The following is an 18,024-nucleotide window of genomic DNA, read 5'->3' on the forward strand; positions in this document are numbered from 1 at the left end:
CTCAGCACTCAGCACTCATTACTCAGCACTATTCTCTTGTTGTATAATTTACATTTTAAAAGTACTGAAATCCGGATACTTCGGAGAAACATTAGGTTTTTGCAAAGATACGGTAATGCTACTGGCGCCAAGCTCGAATCGCGGATAAATTAAAGACATTGCAAAGTAGCTGTTAACTTATTACCAGCAATACTCTAATGAATCGTTTATCTCACAAAGTGTCTGATTTTCACGATGATGTTTTGCACGAAACCCAGCTTGGACAATTATGCGGTACCAAGCAACTGTTTCGTGACCGCTACGAAATTCAACGAGTTTTAGGTAGAGGTGGTTTTGGAGTCACATTCTTAGCTAAGAATATGACTTTACCAGGAAACCCACTTTGCGTAATTAAACAACTTTGCCCAAAGGTAACAAAACCAAAAAGCTGGCAACGTGCTTGTGTTCGGTTTGAGAAAGAAGCGAAAGCTCTCGGAAAACTTGGTAATCATTCTCAAATACCAATGTTATTAGATTACTTTGACATGAATGGTGAGTTTTTCCTCGTGCAAGAATATGTACGTGGTTCAACACTCGCACGCGAAATTCGTAGAACTGGGCCAAAAAGCGAAGGAGTCGTGAAACAATTTTTACGCGAGTTACTGCCTGTATTACAGTACATTCACAAACACAAAGTAATTCACCGTGATATTAAACCACACAACCTACTGCGATGCGATGACGATGGTAGATTGGTACTAATAGATTTTGGCGCCGTAAAAGAGGAGCTAGCAAAAAGCAGTGATGGTAACTCTAAAAGCGCAACGACAAATTTTGTTGGAACAATGGGTTTTGCACCACCAGAGCAATTTTCGCTACGTCCGGTTTACGCAAGCGACGTTTACGCAGTTGGGGTAACTTGTTTATTCATGTTAACAGGCAAGGCGCCGTTAGAGTTTGATTATGATGCCCACAATGGAGAAATAGCTTGGCAAAAAGAAGTACAAATTAGTGACCACTTCGCCAAAGTATTATCCAAAATGGTAAAAATACCTCTTGAAGAACGTTACAAAAACGCAGAAGACGTAATGTGGGACTTAGGGATGGAATCGTATTTACCAACCTTAAACAACTGTATGACAAGCCAACGTTTAGGCGCCACTAGCAGCAGTAACAGCTTAGAAATTCCAGAAGGATATAAAACACATGTGACAAGAACAGCAATAGCCATACGTGAATGGCGAGAAAAATTAAAACAAAAACAAGCCATGCGAAAGCGAAACCACTTACCGTAATAACATTAACTCCTTGCTAACTAAATATAATAAAATTCAAAAATTAAATACATTGTGGATTGTAATTTGCATGTAAAATTGTGGAACAGGCATCCCTGCCTGTTCTTCATATCAGGACGGGCAAGGATGCCCATTCCACAAGACTTCTATTAAACATTATAGGAATAAATTATAATCAATTAAAGTTGTTTTCTCCATTGGTCTATTCCCACTAAGAGAACATCTTCTAACCAAACATTGAAGCGTTGAATAACAGAATCTTCTTGCTCAATATGCGAGAATTGAAAAACTTCATTACATAAAACGTGCGGACTAACCACTAAAATTTCTTGTCCCTCACTTATATCCCGATACTGAATAAAAGCAGATGCTGCCAATAGACCGAAAAACTCAAACCCTAATGCATGAAAAGAAATAATAATTTCAGTTTGCCTATCCTCTTTGATTTTTAACCTTACCCAAGAACAATAAGTTCTAGTATCTGCATAATATTCTAAAGAAGACGCAGTTTGAATAACTTGTTGTCTAAACCAGTAATTGTTAGTTTCATTACTTTTCTCAGCATCTGCAAAATAAATTTCTTCTAGTTGTTTTAAGTTATGATTTAATTCTAAAGCCACTAGTCCAAACTTTTGTTCTGCAATATTTTCTAGTTTGTGAGCTAGTTCAAACAACTGACTCTGTGTTAGCGTAATTGTTTTTTCTTTTCTAGCTTTAATGCGTGTAATTCCTGCTATAATAGCTTGTTGAACTACTTCATTTTCAATAACATTATTTTCTGAAAGGCTTAAAACCTTAGTAAACAACTTCTTTTGTAGTTTTGTAAATAAATGAACTAAATTAGATAAATTTCCCCTATCTGCTGCTTCTAAGGCATCAATATATTCGTCTTTTACATTGCGAGTAATAACTAAAGGAAAGCAACCAGCTTGAATAAAAACTAGTGATGCTAATGCCCGTGCTACCCTTCCATTCCCATCTTGAAAAGGGTGAATTTGCGTAAATCGGTGATGTAACCAAGCAGCTTCAATTTCTGGTGTAACTTGTTCTTTAATATGCTCCAAATGCATATTAATTAAACGCTCCATCTCAGTTTGAACTTGTAAAGGAGGACAGTATTGATGATATGCTCCATCTTTCCTAGTTGGATTATTAGAATGTTTTTTCCACTGTCCTTGTAATAAAGTGACCTGTACTTTACGCCCAAAAGCATCGACCGAATCAACCGTTTCTTGATGCTGCGTTATAATTTGATGTAGCTCTCGAATAAAGAAAATTGAAAGTGACCGCTTTTGCTGTACTAAATTAAACAGCGCTTCTAAAGCTTCTTGATGAGCATTCAAAAGTGGAACAATTTCTAATGCTAGTTTGTCCGTTGTACCAAAGGGCATTAAATCAACATTAATTCCTTTTTCAATTAAAAGCTGTGTTGTTGGTTCATCAATATAATAAATGTTCTCAATGATACCAGTCTCAATTGCCCACTCTCGACTCAGTTTTTCATTAAAATTATTTAACGCATTAGATTTTTGAAGTTTACTAGCCTGAGCTTTCCATATTTCAGCAAGACTTTCTAACTCAGTAGAAGCAAATTCTGTCCAATCTTCTGGTAAATTCTCAATTGGCTTCCAAACATAAGTAGCTTGTACCATATTTTCCTCGCTTTTTTATGATTTACGCAGTTAATCCTAATCCTTTAATCCGTAAGGTGGGCACCGCCCACCACATCCAGGTCTTGGTGGGTAGTACCCACCTTACGTAGTATCTCAAAAATCAAAAAGGAATCTTATATATACACAAATTACGCATATTCACTTAATATTTTTTGCAAGCCAATCTTAAAATAATAGAAAATTTCAGTATATTTATTGTAATTTTATTATTTGATTTTGGGAACTGTATAAATAGAAGTTTCCGGATGTAAATATGGACTCTTTTGTAATAACAGAAATTCAAGAGAGCCGCTACGATAGGCATCATCTAATTGACTGGTGGGAGCAAAACACACTCAAAGGTTCAAAAGTATTAGTTGCAGGAGCGGGTGCTTTAGGCAATGAAGTATTAAAGAATTTAGCTTTGCTGGGTGTTGGTAATATTACCGTAATTGATTTTGATACGGTTTCAGTTACTAACCTTACACGCTCTGTTTTGTTTCGCGAGTCTGATATTGGTTTGCCAAAAGTAGAGGTTGCTCGTCAGCGGGTGCTAGAAATTAACCCAGAAATACAAATTCAAGCTATCCACAGTGATTTAGAGTTTGGTTTGGGTATTGGAGATGTCCGCGCGCATGATGTAATAATTGGTTGTCTCGATAGCATCAATGCTCGCTATTACATTAATCAACTAGCTTATCGCGCGGGAATTCCTTGGATAAATGGGGGTATTGGTGTAGCTGAAGGGGAAGTAAGTTTCTTTGACCCCAATACAGAAGCAGCTTGTTACGAGTGTGGCATTTCTAACCAAATGTGGGAACGACGTAACCAGCGGTACTCTTGTCAGGGTTTAAAACGCAATATCCCAGATGTAGCAATGCCCACAACGGCGCCAATAGCTTCAATAGTTGGCGCCATGCAAGTGCAGCAAGCTCTTTTATTTTTGCATGGTAAACCTGGTTTACTCAATCCAGGTGAAAAGGTTTTTCTTGGCTTAAATCCTTGGATGGCTTTTAAAGTGCAAATTCAACGTCAAGAAGCTTGTATTGCTCATGACATAAATATTGCTCCAACAATCAGTGTTGAATATAACGAAAATCTCAGTGTCCAAGAAATTTTAGAAAACCTGGAAAAAGACGGTTTCAAAGAACCATTACTTTGGCTGCGAAACGAAGTTATCGGCTTGATGCAATGTCTAAATTCAGATTGCGGTTATCAAGAGCAAGTAAATACTCCCCTGCGCCAATTTCCAGAATCCAAGCTGGCTTGTCCCAAGTGTAGCCATGAAAGAGATTTTGAAGTCATCAGAAATTTCTCCCTCACTAGTTCTGGGTTAAATATGACCCTCAAAGATTTATGTCTACCCAAGAACGAGATATTACACTGCGAAACAACGAAAGGTCAAATAGCAATTCAATTTTGCCAAACATAGGAGTAACAATGTCAGATTCAGTTTCCTTAATTGTCCGTTCAGCAGACCAAACACGTAAAGCTGCAGTTTCATTACCTGCTGCTCTTAGCGTCGAACAGTTTTAATATAATAGGAAATTTACAAGAAGCAATAAGCGATTATAATCAGGCTCTTAATATCAAGCCTAATCATTTTCGAGCAGCCAAAAATTTAGAATTAGCGTATGCAAAACTTAATAGCATACAACAGGTAAAAACAAGCTCTCGCAATTTGACTAACTATTTACAAACTGAGATATATGAAGAATATATTAGTGCTTTAGATATAGAAAAGATACGTAGGTATGTAAATCACACAATCAGTGTCAAAGGAAAAATTAAAGGCGTTTATGTTGATAAAGATAATTTTATAATTTACTTTTATTTTACAGAAAATGCCTTAAATGGATTTTATGCTTACGTACTTAGAAACAGTTATAACAAATTTATAAATCCAACATCTTATTTAGAAATAAATGTAGTTGTTTCTGGAATAGTGAGCTTAAACAACAAAAATCAACCTCGTATAAATATAAATAAAGATTCGCAGTTAAGGAGTATAGATTAATGAAAATTTTATACGGCATTGAACCTGATTTATGTATGGAATATGCCGAAATTTTAACATTTTTTTGTAAAGATGTTATATTACCAAAATTTTTTTATATTCAACTAACATACCTCAGTCAGGCTAACTATCAAGTGGTTACAGATGCGGCAAGCACAGTTATAAATTCCTTGGTTAAATCAATAGAGTCAAATGATTTATTATTTTACACTTCTTACAATGGAAGTGTTTATTTTGTTGATGAAGCTATTTATCATGTGAATAATAACCAATGCTTTATTGATGGAAATAGTTTGTTAGAACGCTACCTCTTAAGTTTACTAAAAATTTCGGAAATATTAGAGTCAAAGGTAATTTTTATTACCTCATCTCCTGAAGTTATCAGAAAGTGTCGTATCCTAAATTTTGAAATTGGAACTTTGGAAGATTTTTCCAGTAGTGGAAAATCATGGCTTGAGCCAGAGATGCTGTCAGATATACAAGCTAGTATAACAGAGGACAGAAACGAAATAGAATCCGCAGTAACGCAGGATAATAATACTGGTGTGCTAAATAATTATGAAGAAATTCAATGGCAAGACATTAGAGTCATAGAACAGTCTAGCTATATTCAATGGATGGATATTAATTGAATGTCATAACTACTACTATTACTGAGTTTAAACAAAGGCTTTTACTCTACATTATTAATTATAATGATGGCGCCTTAATATGACAAAATATACAATTAATCCCCCCAACCCCCCTTGATAAGGGGGGCTAAGAATTGGCTTATTTTCGTCTTTTTTACTAAGGCTGAGAATTAACCTCTTGTTCCCCCCTTATTAAGGGGGGTTAGGGGGGATTTCCACTTTTATACTTAGCGCCTCTGTGGTAAAAAGATTTACTTTCAAGCTTATTGATTTAAAATTAATGTTCTTTTAATTTAAACTTTGCTGATGAAGAGCAATAAAATAAGAATATAATGGGAATTAAATATAGTAAAAATAAAATCAAACCTTTGGAGATGCTTCGTACCTCAGCATGACATGATTCTATAATTTTGTTGAATTAGATACAAAATAAATATGAAAATGTGAATAAAAGATTGTGAAAATTGTACAAAGAAAAACACCTCATTTTTAAAATGTCTTTGTATAATACGGGAATAATTATCTTAGCTAACAGATGTCGCCAATGTATGTAATTTGGCACATATAAAGTTAATTTAACAACATGGGATAGGGAATATTCAATGCCCTATTTTTTGTTCTCCGCATTTACATTTCAATTGCCCAAAGTCAAATTTTAATAAATTCAAATGACAATCTGCTGCTTAAATCCCGATTGTCCTAACCCGCTAAATCCGAATAGTGAGAAGTTTTGCTTAACTTGCGGCGCCCCGCTAGTGGAATTATTACGCTATCGTTACCGTGTACTACGGGTACTTAGTAATGAAGGTGGATTTGGTAGAACTTATTTAGCAGAGGATATCGATAAATTACATGAACTGTGTGTTATCAAGCAATTAGCACCAAAAGCTGATAGTAGTTGGGCATTGAAAAAAGCAATTGAATTGTTTCAACAAGAAGCACAACGTTTACAACAGTTGGGAGAACACGGACAAATTCCAACGTTAATTGCTTATTTTGAAGAAAAAAGTTATTTATATTTAGTTCAACAATATATTGATGGGCAAAATTTATTACGTGAGTTAAATTCACGGCGCCAAGCAAAAGCATCAAATTCGCCTTATAATGAAGAAGATATACGTAGTTTATTGCTAGATTTATTACCGATTCTCAAATTCATTCACGAACGCTCAGTAATTCATCGCGATATTAAACCGCAAAATATAGTGCGTCGTCAAAGTGATGGAAAGTTAATATTGATAGATTTTGGTTCGTCAAAACAATTAACAGCACGAGTATATTCTAAAACAGGAACTTCGATAGGTTCACATGGATATTCCCCTATTGAACAAATTCGCGATGGAACAGCACATCCAGCAAGTGATTTATTTAGCTTAGGTGCAACAGCTTTTCACTTGCTAACAGGAATTTCTCCTTTTAAGCTATGGTCAGAACATGGTTATGCTTGGGTCGGTAGCTGGCAGAATTATTTAAAAGCTCCTGTTAGTAATAATTTTGCAAAGGTGTTAGAGAAATTACTGAAAAAAGATATACATCAGCGTTATCAATCTGCTGATGAGGTTCTTCAAGATTTGCACTCTAAATCACCTCAATTAAAACCAACTTCTCCATCAATATTTTCAACTCGTGATATTAAGCTTCAACTTGGCTTCACAATTGTTGCTGGCGTACTGCTTTTAGTACTAGGACAATTCTGGTACAAGCAGTTTTCTTTTAATGCGCTTAACCCATATAACAGTCAGCCAAATCAAGCATTAACAGAAGGACAGCTAGACTCGATGAGCAGTGTTATGCCCAATTTTTATCTTGCTGTGACAGTTAGGGGTTATGAAAGTAGCGTTATCTCAACAGCAATAACACCAGATGGTAATACTATTGCTAGTACAAATGACCGGACAGTACAGCTATGGAGTTTAGCAACAGGACAAGCTATTTCAACATTGTTCGGTAACAATAACCGTGTCAATGTCATTAAAATTAGTCCTTCTGGACAAACTTTAGCTACAGGTAGTGAAGACAGTACTATCAAACTTTGGAATTTAGGCAATGGTCAGGAAATCAGCACATTAACTGGACATGCTGCTTCAGTTAAGACTTTATCTATTAGTCCAGATGGAAAAATACTAGCTTCAGGGAGCGATGATAAAACTATTAAATTGTGGAACCTTTCAACACGTGAACTTATTCGTACTATTAATGGACATACTCAGGCAGTACGGGCAGTAACTTTTAGTCCTGATGGTAAAATTTTAGCTAGTGGTAGCAATGATTCGAGTATCAAACTCTGGGATACTGAAACCGGGCGCCTCATTCATACATTTACAAGCAACAGCGCTAAAATAAACTCACTTGCTTTTAGCCCCAATGGTAGATACCTGGCAAGTGGTAGTGACAAAACGATTAATATTTGGAACGTTGAAACCTTAAAATTCGCTCGTAGTTTAGAAGGACACACAGGAGAAATAACCGCACTCAATTTTAGCCCTGATGGGATGATACTCGCGAGTAGCAGTACCGATAAAACCATCAAAATTTGGAACTACATCACAGCAAAGAATATTCGTACCCTTGCCAAACACGGAGATACTGTAGAAACATTCGCATTTAGCAAAGACGGTAATATATTAATTAGTGGTGGCGCCGACAGAACGTTGCGGATATGGCGCCGAACTAAAAATAATTAATCTACAATGCGCGTGCTTGACTTGCAAGTCTAAGATTTGTAATATACATTTCTTTACAATTGGAGCCGGTCACAGCTTGTGTGAAAACGACATAATATATTAAGAAGCGCACAAATTTAAGGTTTATGCATGAGTATTAATTGGCGCTGCGTTTTCGCTGTTCTTGACCCGCGCAGAAATTTTAGGCTGCGTCTAGGTATAGCAATTGGCAGTGTAGCATTAATACTTTCAATTTTGCTCAGTTTACTTGTTGGCTACACTGCGAGTAAGCAGTTAGAAGCTTCGACAGGAAAATTTTTTACAGATTTATCTTACCAAATGTCAGATAAGCTTGACAGAGGAATGTTCGAGCGGTATCGTGATATTCAAATTGCGGCTACTTTAGAAACATTATATAAATCTGATTCGAGTCAGGATGCCAAGCACGCGCTTTTAGAAAAATTACAAAATACCTATAACGATTATGCCTGGATTGGTCTGGCAAGTCCAGATGGTAAAGTCCTTGTCAGCACTGGTGGAATTTTAGAAGGTCTTGACGTTTCAACTCGTCCTTGGTTTATCAACGGCAAAATGCAAAATGCATATGTAGGAGATGTTCACCAAGCTTTGATGCTAGCTCAAATTTTACCTAACCATACTGGTGAACCACTACGGTTTGTTGATGTAACTGCACAGGTTAAAGAGCAAAATAATTTTATTGGAGTTTTAGGAGCGCATCTCAGTTGGCAGTGGGCAAAAAAAGTTCAAGATTCAGTATTACGCACAGTTGCCCAACGCGACAAGGTAGAAATGCTTGTTTTGAGCAAAAATGGTGATATATTACTGGCGCCACCTAGTTTTAAACAACAAGGAAGTCAGCTAAAAAGTTTTCAGTTAGCCCAAACAGGTAAAAATAGTTACACAGTAGAAACTTGGTCAGACGGGAAGCAATATCTAACTGGGTTTTCTCCGAGTATAGGTTATCTAGATTATCCTGGTTTAAATTGGGTAGTATTGGTACGTCAAAGAACAGATATAGCATTTGCAGGCGCCATTACACTACAAAGACAAGTTTTAATCTATGGTGTAGTACTTGGAATAGTATCTGCTCTCTTATCTTGGTTAGTTGCGAATCGTATAGTAAAACCTATTTTGGCAATTTCTAGTGCTGCTGAAAAAATTCGTGCTGGTCATAACCAAGTTAACATTCCTGTAATACGAGGACGTGATGAAATAGCAACTCTTTCTGTTTCGCTTAATCGACTTGTTAATACACTTGAAAATCAGCAATTTTCCTTGCAAAATCTCAACGAAGAATTAGAAAAAGATATTATTGCGCGTCAACAAGCAGAAACAGAGGCACGCATTTTAAATCAGGAATTAGAAAAACGAGTACAACAGCGAACAATACAGTTAGAAGCTGCAAATCAAGAACTTGAAGCTTTTTCTTATTCAGTTTCCCACGATTTAAGCGCACCTTTACGTCGAATTGAAAGTTTTAGCCAAATTTTGCTCAAAAAATGTAGTAATCAATTAGATGCAACTAGCAATGTTTATTTAAATCGCATTAGCTATTCAGTAAAGCAAATGCAACAACTTATTCAAGATTTATTGTTTCTTTCACAAGCTAGTCGAAGTGAGATACACTTACAAAAAATCAATTTAAGCGAGATGGCATATGCTATATCTCAAGACTTATTTGTAACAGAACCAAAGCGCCAAGTTTTATTTTGTATTCCCGAAGGTGTTACTGCTTTCGCTGACAAACGCCTAATTTACTCTGTGTTAGAAAACTTGATTGGTAATGCCTGGAAATATACTAGAAACATTGAATACGCGCGTATCGAGTTTGGCATTGTTGAAAATAAAGACGGCAGCGCATCCAAATCACCAATCTACTTTGTCCGCGATAACGGCGCTGGATTTAATATGAAATACCACGATAAACTATTTTCACCCTTTCAAAGATTGCACTCCGAAGCAGAGTTTGAAGGTACTGGTATCGGTTTAGCCACAGTACAGCGAATCATCAACCGTCATGAAGGTAAAATTTGGGCTGAGAGTACTGTGGGATTTGGCGCCACTTTTTATTTTACTGTTTAAATTTCAACCTCTTTATTTGTTAAAACAGTCTGACTTTTATGTGGTTGAATTATTGCGTAAATACCTACAACCCAAGCAAGCGCAACCAACCTGCTATAATATCACTCGGAAAATGAACTCCTAAATATAAGTAATCGAACGTCTCTGCTATAAATCACTATTAATAAATTTTGTTTATCGTTTGAACAAAAAATAATATTTGCTGTTATCGAAGTGTAATCACTAAGGAGCAGATATTGAAGACGCAATAATACTTCAAAGAATGATGTAGGGTGCGTGACGTTACCAAAAAACTTCAACGAAGTTATAAGACTCGTAGCGTCACGCACCAACTGCCAATTATAACTCCGATAAAAATTAGCTCAAAACAAGCTGTGGCTCATAATTCCCCAAATCTGATGTACTCACAATTTGAGCTAATTTCTGAAGAGTAGCTTTACGCACTTGCATTTGAGGAGTTGTTTCTAACCTTACCGTTTCAAGGATTTTTTCCCAACGGTACACCCAATCATGTCTAAGCAAAGAATTAGTAATATTATTTTTACGTATTCTTTCGCTGAGAGTGCTTTGTTGATTTAATTCAGTGATAACCTCAGCAATATTAGAGCAATCAAAAGGAATTTCAATTACAGCATTCGACCAATCAAAGTTTTGTGTAAAAGCTGTACATTTGGGAGGTACGCCTAACATAATAGTTCCAGCCGCTGCTCCTTCATAGAAACGTGGTCCCACCTCCTCTTGAGGATTAGATTTACCAGTTAAATCAAATTTTGCTTTATTCACTATCATGTAGCGACTTCTTTTCAGAAAATTGGTATAAAGACTACGATGGCTTCTATAATCAGCCATGTATAAATCTTGGATAGTGTCATAAATATAAAATAGATTCTTATGCTTCACTAAATCCAACAAAGCATTATGAGTAACTGTAGAACGGCGCCCAATATTCAATACATCAACACATCGTTCGGTAAAATTAGGATAAGGGCACAGTTTGATAGCGTCAACAGCATAAGCTAGTGAGTGACAAGGGCGGCGAACAATATCAGCGACCGGACTAATACTACCATCAAAATTTAGAAAAATCTCATCAAAATTTTGTAAAACTCGTAGCTGCGGTAGCCAACTATTTATATCTTTTGCCCAAAGTTCGTCTAGCCAACAAACAGCGTAACGGCACCTTTCCCGCCAGCCTTTGATAGAATTTAAAACTAGAACATCCTGAATGGACTGACAGAAAAAGAAAAATAAATCGTAATTTTTATTTACTTCAATTTTTTGATTAACTAGTGATTGTACATATTTTCCATTTTTGAAAATATTAGCTGTGCAATTAGCTATTCTATTAGTAGCTTTCAAAAAAGTTGGATTAAACTTTGGTGCAATTACATCAACTGCATCACATTGTTGTATTACATCCTCAAGCTCATAAACTGCTCCGCGAGAAACATGGTATTTCAAATTACGCATTGATAACAATAAAACTCGCGAATCTGGATTACTGGGAGCAGATATTTTTTTCAGCATAAAAATATTGATCTTGTTACATGTCAGCCGCAGATGCAAAAAAGATGAACCTTTCAATTATATTTATAGAAATTATCAGCTATATATGACTCAATATTTAATCATAAATAGCAATTAACACAGAACGTTTATTAGTGAATACAATTATTAAATCCTTCTATGTTTGCTATTAGGATTTATATATTGTATAAGAATGCCTTTTTTTGCGTCTTGTATCACAATACACGTAAAGTTGTAGAGATTGTTAAAGATGTTGTAAATACTTTTCGAGCAAATTATGAAGTTTTAGTTTTCTCAAGGATTACACTGAGAACAAAAATATTATTTTTGCTGTTATTGAATTATAGGTTGGGTTCCGTACCTCCACCCAACCTATAATTTGTTAAATATTATCTGGGTTAATGTATTGTGACCGTGAAGCGATTTTGCAAGAGCGAACTTAGAGTTAGGTATTAACGCTGCTTGTCCACTTGCTGTTGCTAATGCGGCAACTCCTCTTCCAGTGCTGCTACCCGCTTTTCAAACATATCGGTTGTCGGGTTCATGATGCGCGTGTAAATATTGCCGAATTCTTGCAACGCGAATAAACTGGCGGTAAGCCTATGCAGTTACGTAATTTTATATTATATTATATCTTCAAAGCAAGCTTATCCTTTATGTCCGTTGCAAATGAATTCTTAGTAAACGTAGCCAAGACAGCCAAGCTTTTGCGGGTTTTTCAAAAATGCTGAAGATATCCCCGTAACCAACGCTGGTTTTTTCATGATGCAACCAGTGCCTTTCTGGAGTAGTGATAAAGAGAAACTGACATAAAATATCTAACCATTTTTGAGTTTGCCAACCCAGAGCGCTTGTGTGTCTCCACCATACATGTAACTGACCTAAAAGTAATCCGCTAATAACCCCGATAGGTGAAAATTGCCATAAAAATATCCCAACTATAATGTAGGGAATGGCACCTAAAACACCATCTAAAATAACATCAAAATTCAACGCTAAAACTGCGTAGTGACGAAAGTCTTTTTTCGCTGAATGGTGCGTTTTCAAATGCAAGCTACCAAAAACATGCTCAGGTATATGGTATAAAAATGTTGAAAGGAAGTCGCCAATAAACAGCAGTAGCCAAGCCAAAACAATAGCCTTTAGCATTTTAACTCCCGTTATAGTTGTGAATATCGCACATAATTTCAATCGATTATGTGCATACATCTAAAAATAGATAAACATATGAAATTTTACGATGCTCAGACAATAATTCTTTGATTATGGCGATACAAATAAAAAGATTCCTAATTTCTTAATAAAATCAAGAATCCAAATAATTTCAAAAAATTAAAGTAATGCTAAATGTTATATATAATACATTAATGCATCTGGTGAGTCGTCTCCTGTCTCTATGTACCCTGTGTCTCTATGGTAAAAAAGGCTACGTTACTTTAAAACTTCTGTCGAATTTAATTCTATCGAACTTGTTTAAGGTTATCAGCTTGATTTGTAAACATGTCGGTAATTAAGTTGATGACTCTTCGTTCTTCACGAATTTTAACGTTTGCGGTTATTGACATACCAGATTGTACACCAACTTCCCTACCTTTAATATTGAGCTTTTGTTTTTCTAATACGACTTTGGCAGGAAAACGATAGAATTGATGCGTTTGGTCGGGTGGTAATGCATCTGAAGCTATCCATGATATATTACCTTTAATTTCTCCAAATTCACTGTAAGGAAATGAATCAACTCGTACATCTACTTTCATTCCTTCTTTGACAAAACCAATATCTTTATTAGTAATGTAAATCTCTGCTACATAGTTATCGTTCGGGACAATTTTTAGTAGCTGCTGTGTCGGACTTGCTACAAACCCGGCATTTTTAGCTTGTAGATCAAATATAGTTCCAGCAATAGGCGCCCGTAGTTCCTGATATTTCATATTTAATTTTGCTTGAGCTAGTTTACTGTTGGTATCAGCTAAACGTTGCTCGTTCTCTAGCATAATTTTAGTAAATTGAGTATCTATTTCGGCAATATTTTTCTTATTATCGGCGATTTTATCATGAATATTCTTACCAGAAACAGCTACAGTATTGTCGGTTTGCTGGCGCCCTTGTTCAATTTTATATTGAAGACGCTGCTGTTCTTGTATGAGTGTAGCAATTTCAGCGTTGCGATTTTGCACTTTTTGCTGCTGTTGCAAATATTGAAGTTGAGCAATAGCGCCTTGTTCAGCTAATGGTTTGAGTTTATCTAAAATACTTTGTTCTATCTTTAAACTAGCTTGTGAGTCTTCGATTTTAACTTGATTTTGTGCTAGCTCTTTTTTGACTTGCTCTACTTCTAAACGTGCAGCAGCTGTACGAGTATCAAGTTCTTTTTTTGCAAATTGTAAGCGTTGTTGAGAGTCGTTATCAAATTGTTGCCCCTCACCCGTATTATCTAACTCTTTCCGCAGTAATTGATTTTCGGCTAGTAGTGCAGTGCGACTTTTGAGTAGAAAAATAACTTCGCGCGGTAATTTTTTTTGTAATAATTCTATTTGAGTAGGCGCCAATGAATCTGAAACTGTCAAGCTACGGTAAAGCTGGTTTTGCTGTAATATACTTGCACGAATCTTTTGTAATGATTCTATTTCTGCTCTGTTGGCGCCAGAATCAAAAGTTAATAGTAAATCCCCAGCTTTGACTTGTTGTCCATCTTTAATATAAAGTTGTTTGACAATTCCGCTAAACGGCGCCTGAACTTCTTTAATAGCTTCTTTAGGTTTTAATTGTCCGACTGCTGGTACAACTTGTTCAATTTTGGCGACACAAGCCCAAATTATACTAAAACAAGCTACACCCATCAAGGATACCATTATCGCACGCGACCATATTGGAGATTGACGCAATACAACGGATTGTTCAGAGGTAAAATTATGGCTTTTTGTCACCATTGGTAAATCGCGTGCGTCACGTATTGAACCGTTTTGTTTAGTTTTCATAAATTAATTGTTTTGAGTGAGTATTGTTAAATTAATTCGCCCCGACCTGTTGCTGATTGTATAAGTAATAATAATTACCTTTTTTAGCAATTAATTCTTCATGGTTGCCGTATTCTGCTATTTTTCCTGCTTCCATTACAAGGATAATATCGGCGTTACGGACTGTATTTAATCTATGTGTAATAAAAAATACTGTTGTTCCTTTGAAGGCGCCTGCTAAGTTAAGACAAACTTGCCGTTCGGTGGGATAATCGAGGGCACTAGTTGCTTCGTCCATCACTAAAAGTCTGGGTTTTTGCAAAACTGAACGCGCGATAGCTATTCGCTGTCTTTGTCCTCCAGATAATGAGGCACCTCTTTCTCCAACACGGGTGTTATAACCGTTAGGTAAACTCATGATAAAATCATGGGCAACTGCTATTTTTGCCGCTTCAATAATTTCTTCGGTACTTGCATCAGGGTTGGTTAGGGCAATATTTTCTTGAACGGTACCATCAAATAATAATGTATCTTGTGGAACTACACCGATTTGGCGCCGTAATGAATAAAGTTCAACCTTAGAAACATCGTAACCGTCAATTAATATTCTGCCAGCTTCAGGTTCGTATAAACGAATTAGTAATTTAGTTAGTGTACTTTTTCCGGCGCCGCTTTGCCCAACAATTCCCACAAACTTACCAGCCGGAAATTCGATACTAACGTTATTTAGCTGTAACGCGGTATTGGGATTAAATCGAAACGAAACGTTTTCATACTTGACCGTACCTTCAATAGCAGGAAGAGGGATATTGCCTTTATCTTGTTCTGCTTCTTGAGGTGTATCAACGATATCACTCAAACGTTCTAAAGATAATGCGACCTCTTGGAAACTTTGCCAAAGTTGGGCTAAACGTAATATGGGACTAGTTACATAACCAGAGATAATTCTAAAAGCGATTAATTCACCTAGCGTTAGCTCACCCTGAAGAACTAAATAGGCGCCTACCCATAGTACCAACAAGGCACTGAGCTTGTTGAGAAAATTACTAGCAGAACTTGCGAGTGTTGATGTAATAACTGTTTGGAACCCAGCACCAACAAACCGTGCGTATTTTTCCTGCCAAGTAAACCGTGAATGTAACTCGATATTTTGTGCTTTCACGGTTTGAATACCTGACATCACCTCTACTAAATATGACTGTGTTTCAGCATTGCGTTCAGCTTTTGCACGCAGTTGACGACTAATTAAAGGAGAGGCAACAATTGTCAACAAGATGAATATGGGGATAGTTCCCAAACCCACTAAAGTCAATTGCCAGCTATAAAACAGCATAACAACGATATAGACTACTGAAAATATCGCGTCTAATCCTACCGTTAATGCAGTACCAGTAAGAAACTGACGTATATTTTCTAACTCATTGATACGAGTAGAAAGTTCACCTACAGGTCGTTTTTCAAAGTATCGTAGTGGCAACCGTAACATGTGGTCAATAATCTGTGACCCCAAACCCATATCAATACGGTTAGTCGTATCGACAAATAGATATGTTCTAAGCGTAGTTAATATTGATTCAAATAAACTTATAACTACTAAAAGAACACCTAAAATATGTAACGTACCAATACTATTTTGAGTTATTACCTTATCGATAATTAGCTGAACAACAAGAGGGTTCGCGAGTGCAGCTAGCTGGACAAAAAATGAAGCAACAAAAACTTCGGTTAGTACACGCTTATGCTGTGATAAGTAAGGAAGAAACCAACTTAAGCCAAAACGCTGTTGTGGTGTCTCCTTGGTAGTCGAAAGTAATAATATCCGTGCTTGTGGTGGATAGCTACTTTCTTCAACTTCTAATTTTGTGATAAAATCATTTGGCTTACAGCGTTTTATACCTTCTGATGGGATACCGACAACTATTTGACGTTCGGTTGCTTCGTATAAAACTGCGTAGCTCTTACCATATCTAACAAGCGCAGGTGTGGGAAGGCGGGTAACAGAAGCAGCAGGTATATCTATAAGTTGGGGTTTTAGACCAATTAGCTGTGCCACGTACGCGCACATCTGAAACGATATTGTTCCATGACGTTTAATTTGTTCATTTAATATCCGACGCACAACTTCTTTGCGAAAAGGTATTCCCAAATGCTTTGACACCATTTGAAAACACACATAAATACTGTTTAGTTCACCTTTTCCACCAAAGAAAGGATATTTTTGATTACTGGATGTATCGCTTACTGGCAATGCTTCTTCATCGGGTGCATAAGGTATATCTATACTTACTTCTGTATTTTGCGGCACTATCGATGAATCTTTTGGAGTATTACTAGTTTGTGGTTGCTGGTCAAGAAATTCTAAATTTTCCGACAATAAGCCAATCAAACGAACTTGACCGTTGCCCTGCACGTTAATATTATCAGGAGCTTTTAGTGATTTTAAACGGGCGCCAGCTGAATATTTACTATCATTTCCGCCGCTGCTAAAAAACCAGTTTAAAGTATTATCATCTATGTGTTTGAGTTGAACATTTGACGAAGGATAAAAAACACGCGCGTTTTTGTAAACTTCTTCAGTGAGTTCCTTAAGATTAATATTGCTATTAGCTTGAACTTCTGGTTGTGCTGCGAGAATATCAAATACTTCTGCAATATGGCATTGATTCTGTACAACTTTTGCAAAAGCGGGATAATTGTTCAGCAAACGCGAGTACTCAGTCAAGCTGAAGGTTAAACAAGTCAACTCACTCGAAGCAATTACAGTTTCACACATTTGTGAGCGTAGTACATTCACGGCGCCAATGACAGACCCTTTTTCTAGTAACTTGAGGGTGATAGGCAGTTGTGTCCGTGAGTCATACCCTAGCAATCTTGCTTTACCTTCATAGATAATCGCAACACTGTTAGTCGCACGGTCTTTACCGATAATCTTTTGCCCGATTCGATAACGCAGTGGTTGAACCGTGTCAGCAAGGCGCTCGATAACATCTGCCGGCAACTCATTAAATCCCTCAAGGGAACTAAGAAATTCTTTAAAGGAAGTTTTAATATAAGTCATGTACAATTTTAGATTTACAAGATAAGGATTTTAATAAATTTGCAATTATAAATATCCTAAAAAATTAATTAAAATTTTGTATAAACTTGTCTTGACAGGATTATGTCAAAAACAATTTTCTTAAAGTTTTAAAAGTAAACA

General features: G+C 36.4%; 11 protein-coding genes. 6 read left to right on the forward strand and 5 right to left on the reverse strand.

Annotation, left to right across the window (positions count from 1 at the left end; translation table 11 throughout):
- Positions 1–197 precede the first annotated feature (197 nt).
- Complete coding sequence (locus tag DSM106972_RS22015) at positions 198–1,274, forward strand: serine/threonine-protein kinase (RefSeq protein ID WP_127082725.1); 1,077 nt, start codon at positions 198–200, stop codon at positions 1,272–1,274.
- Between the two features lie 179 nt (positions 1,275–1,453).
- On the opposite strand, the gene DSM106972_RS22020 is transcribed toward DSM106972_RS22015, so the two are convergent.
- Positions 1,454–2,926 (reverse strand): Fic family protein, encoded by a 1,473-nt coding sequence (locus DSM106972_RS22020; protein WP_127082726.1) that lies wholly within the window; start codon positions 2,924–2,926, stop codon positions 1,454–1,456.
- A 274-nt stretch (positions 2,927–3,200) separates the two neighbouring features.
- Between DSM106972_RS22020 and DSM106972_RS22025 the strand changes: the two genes are divergently transcribed.
- The 5 genes from DSM106972_RS22025 (at position 3,201) to DSM106972_RS22050 (ending at position 10,341) form a co-directional block, all read left to right on the forward strand.
- Positions 3,201–4,358 carry a HesA/MoeB/ThiF family protein gene (locus DSM106972_RS22025; RefSeq protein WP_127082727.1) on the forward strand — a complete coding sequence of 386 codons (1,158 nt, stop codon included), beginning with the start codon at positions 3,201–3,203 and terminating at the stop codon, positions 4,356–4,358.
- A 30-nt stretch (positions 4,359–4,388) separates the two neighbouring features.
- Complete coding sequence (locus DSM106972_RS51495) at positions 4,389–4,943, forward strand: tetratricopeptide repeat protein (protein WP_127082729.1); 555 nt, start codon at positions 4,389–4,391, stop codon at positions 4,941–4,943.
- Positions 4,943–5,575, forward strand: coding sequence for a hypothetical protein (locus DSM106972_RS22040; protein ID WP_127082730.1), 633 nt, complete (start codon positions 4,943–4,945; stop codon positions 5,573–5,575). Before DSM106972_RS51495 ends, DSM106972_RS22040 begins: the two co-directional genes overlap by 1 nt.
- Before the next feature lie 668 nt (positions 5,576–6,243).
- Complete coding sequence (locus DSM106972_RS22045) at positions 6,244–8,259, forward strand: WD40 repeat domain-containing serine/threonine-protein kinase (RefSeq protein WP_127082731.1); 2,016 nt, start codon at positions 6,244–6,246, stop codon at positions 8,257–8,259.
- A 129-nt stretch (positions 8,260–8,388) separates the two neighbouring features.
- Positions 8,389–10,341: an ATP-binding protein gene (locus DSM106972_RS22050; protein ID WP_127082732.1), complete on the forward strand. Its 1,953-nt coding sequence runs from the start codon at positions 8,389–8,391 to the stop codon at positions 10,339–10,341.
- Between the two features lie 357 nt (positions 10,342–10,698).
- Here the strand turns inward: DSM106972_RS22050 and DSM106972_RS22055 are convergent, their stop codons facing one another.
- From DSM106972_RS22055 to DSM106972_RS22075, 4 genes are all read right to left on the reverse strand, one after another.
- Positions 10,699–11,868, reverse strand: a complete 1,170-nt coding sequence (locus tag DSM106972_RS22055; RefSeq protein ID WP_127082733.1) for a glycosyltransferase — start codon at positions 11,866–11,868, stop codon at positions 10,699–10,701.
- A 654-nt stretch (positions 11,869–12,522) separates the two neighbouring features.
- Entirely contained in the window at positions 12,523–13,017 is a 495-nt protein-coding gene (locus DSM106972_RS22065; protein ID WP_127082734.1) for a sterol desaturase family protein, read from the reverse strand.
- A 311-nt stretch (positions 13,018–13,328) separates the two neighbouring features.
- Complete coding sequence (locus tag DSM106972_RS22070) at positions 13,329–14,846, reverse strand: beta-barrel domain-containing protein (protein WP_127082735.1); 1,518 nt, start codon at positions 14,844–14,846, stop codon at positions 13,329–13,331.
- Positions 14,847–14,877: 31 nt separating this feature from the next.
- Positions 14,878–17,883, reverse strand: a complete 3,006-nt coding sequence (locus DSM106972_RS22075) for a peptidase domain-containing ABC transporter (protein ID WP_127082736.1) — start codon at positions 17,881–17,883, stop codon at positions 14,878–14,880.
- Positions 17,884–18,024: the final 141 nt, after the last annotated feature.

The organism is Dulcicalothrix desertica PCC 7102, assembly GCF_003991905.1.
Taxonomy (GTDB): domain Bacteria; phylum Cyanobacteriota; class Cyanobacteriia; order Cyanobacteriales; family Nostocaceae; genus Dulcicalothrix; species Dulcicalothrix desertica.

What these genes read in the sequence shown, in the direction of transcription:
- DSM106972_RS22065 (WP_127082734.1), bottom strand. Translation starts at nt 13,017, where the DNA reads ATGCTAAAGGCTATTGTTTTGGCTTGGCTACTGCTGTTTATTGGCGAC.
- DSM106972_RS22070 (WP_127082735.1), bottom strand. Translation starts at nt 14,846, where the DNA reads ATGAAAACTAAACAAAACGGTTCAATACGTGACGCACGCGATTTACCA.
- DSM106972_RS22055 (WP_127082733.1), bottom strand. Translation starts at nt 11,868, where the DNA reads ATGCTGAAAAAAATATCTGCTCCCAGTAATCCAGATTCGCGAGTTTTA.
- DSM106972_RS22020 (WP_127082726.1), bottom strand. Translation starts at nt 2,926, where the DNA reads ATGGTACAAGCTACTTATGTTTGGAAGCCAATTGAGAATTTACCAGAA.
- DSM106972_RS22040 (WP_127082730.1), top strand. Translation starts at nt 4,943, where the DNA reads ATGAAAATTTTATACGGCATTGAACCTGATTTATGTATGGAATATGCC.
- DSM106972_RS22015 (WP_127082725.1), top strand. Translation starts at nt 198, where the DNA reads ATGAATCGTTTATCTCACAAAGTGTCTGATTTTCACGATGATGTTTTG.
- DSM106972_RS22075 (WP_127082736.1), bottom strand. Translation starts at nt 17,883, where the DNA reads ATGACTTATATTAAAACTTCCTTTAAAGAATTTCTTAGTTCCCTTGAG.
- DSM106972_RS22050 (WP_127082732.1), top strand. Translation starts at nt 8,389, where the DNA reads ATGAGTATTAATTGGCGCTGCGTTTTCGCTGTTCTTGACCCGCGCAGA.
- DSM106972_RS22025 (WP_127082727.1), top strand. Translation starts at nt 3,201, where the DNA reads ATGGACTCTTTTGTAATAACAGAAATTCAAGAGAGCCGCTACGATAGG.
- DSM106972_RS22045 (WP_127082731.1), top strand. Translation starts at nt 6,244, where the DNA reads ATGACAATCTGCTGCTTAAATCCCGATTGTCCTAACCCGCTAAATCCG.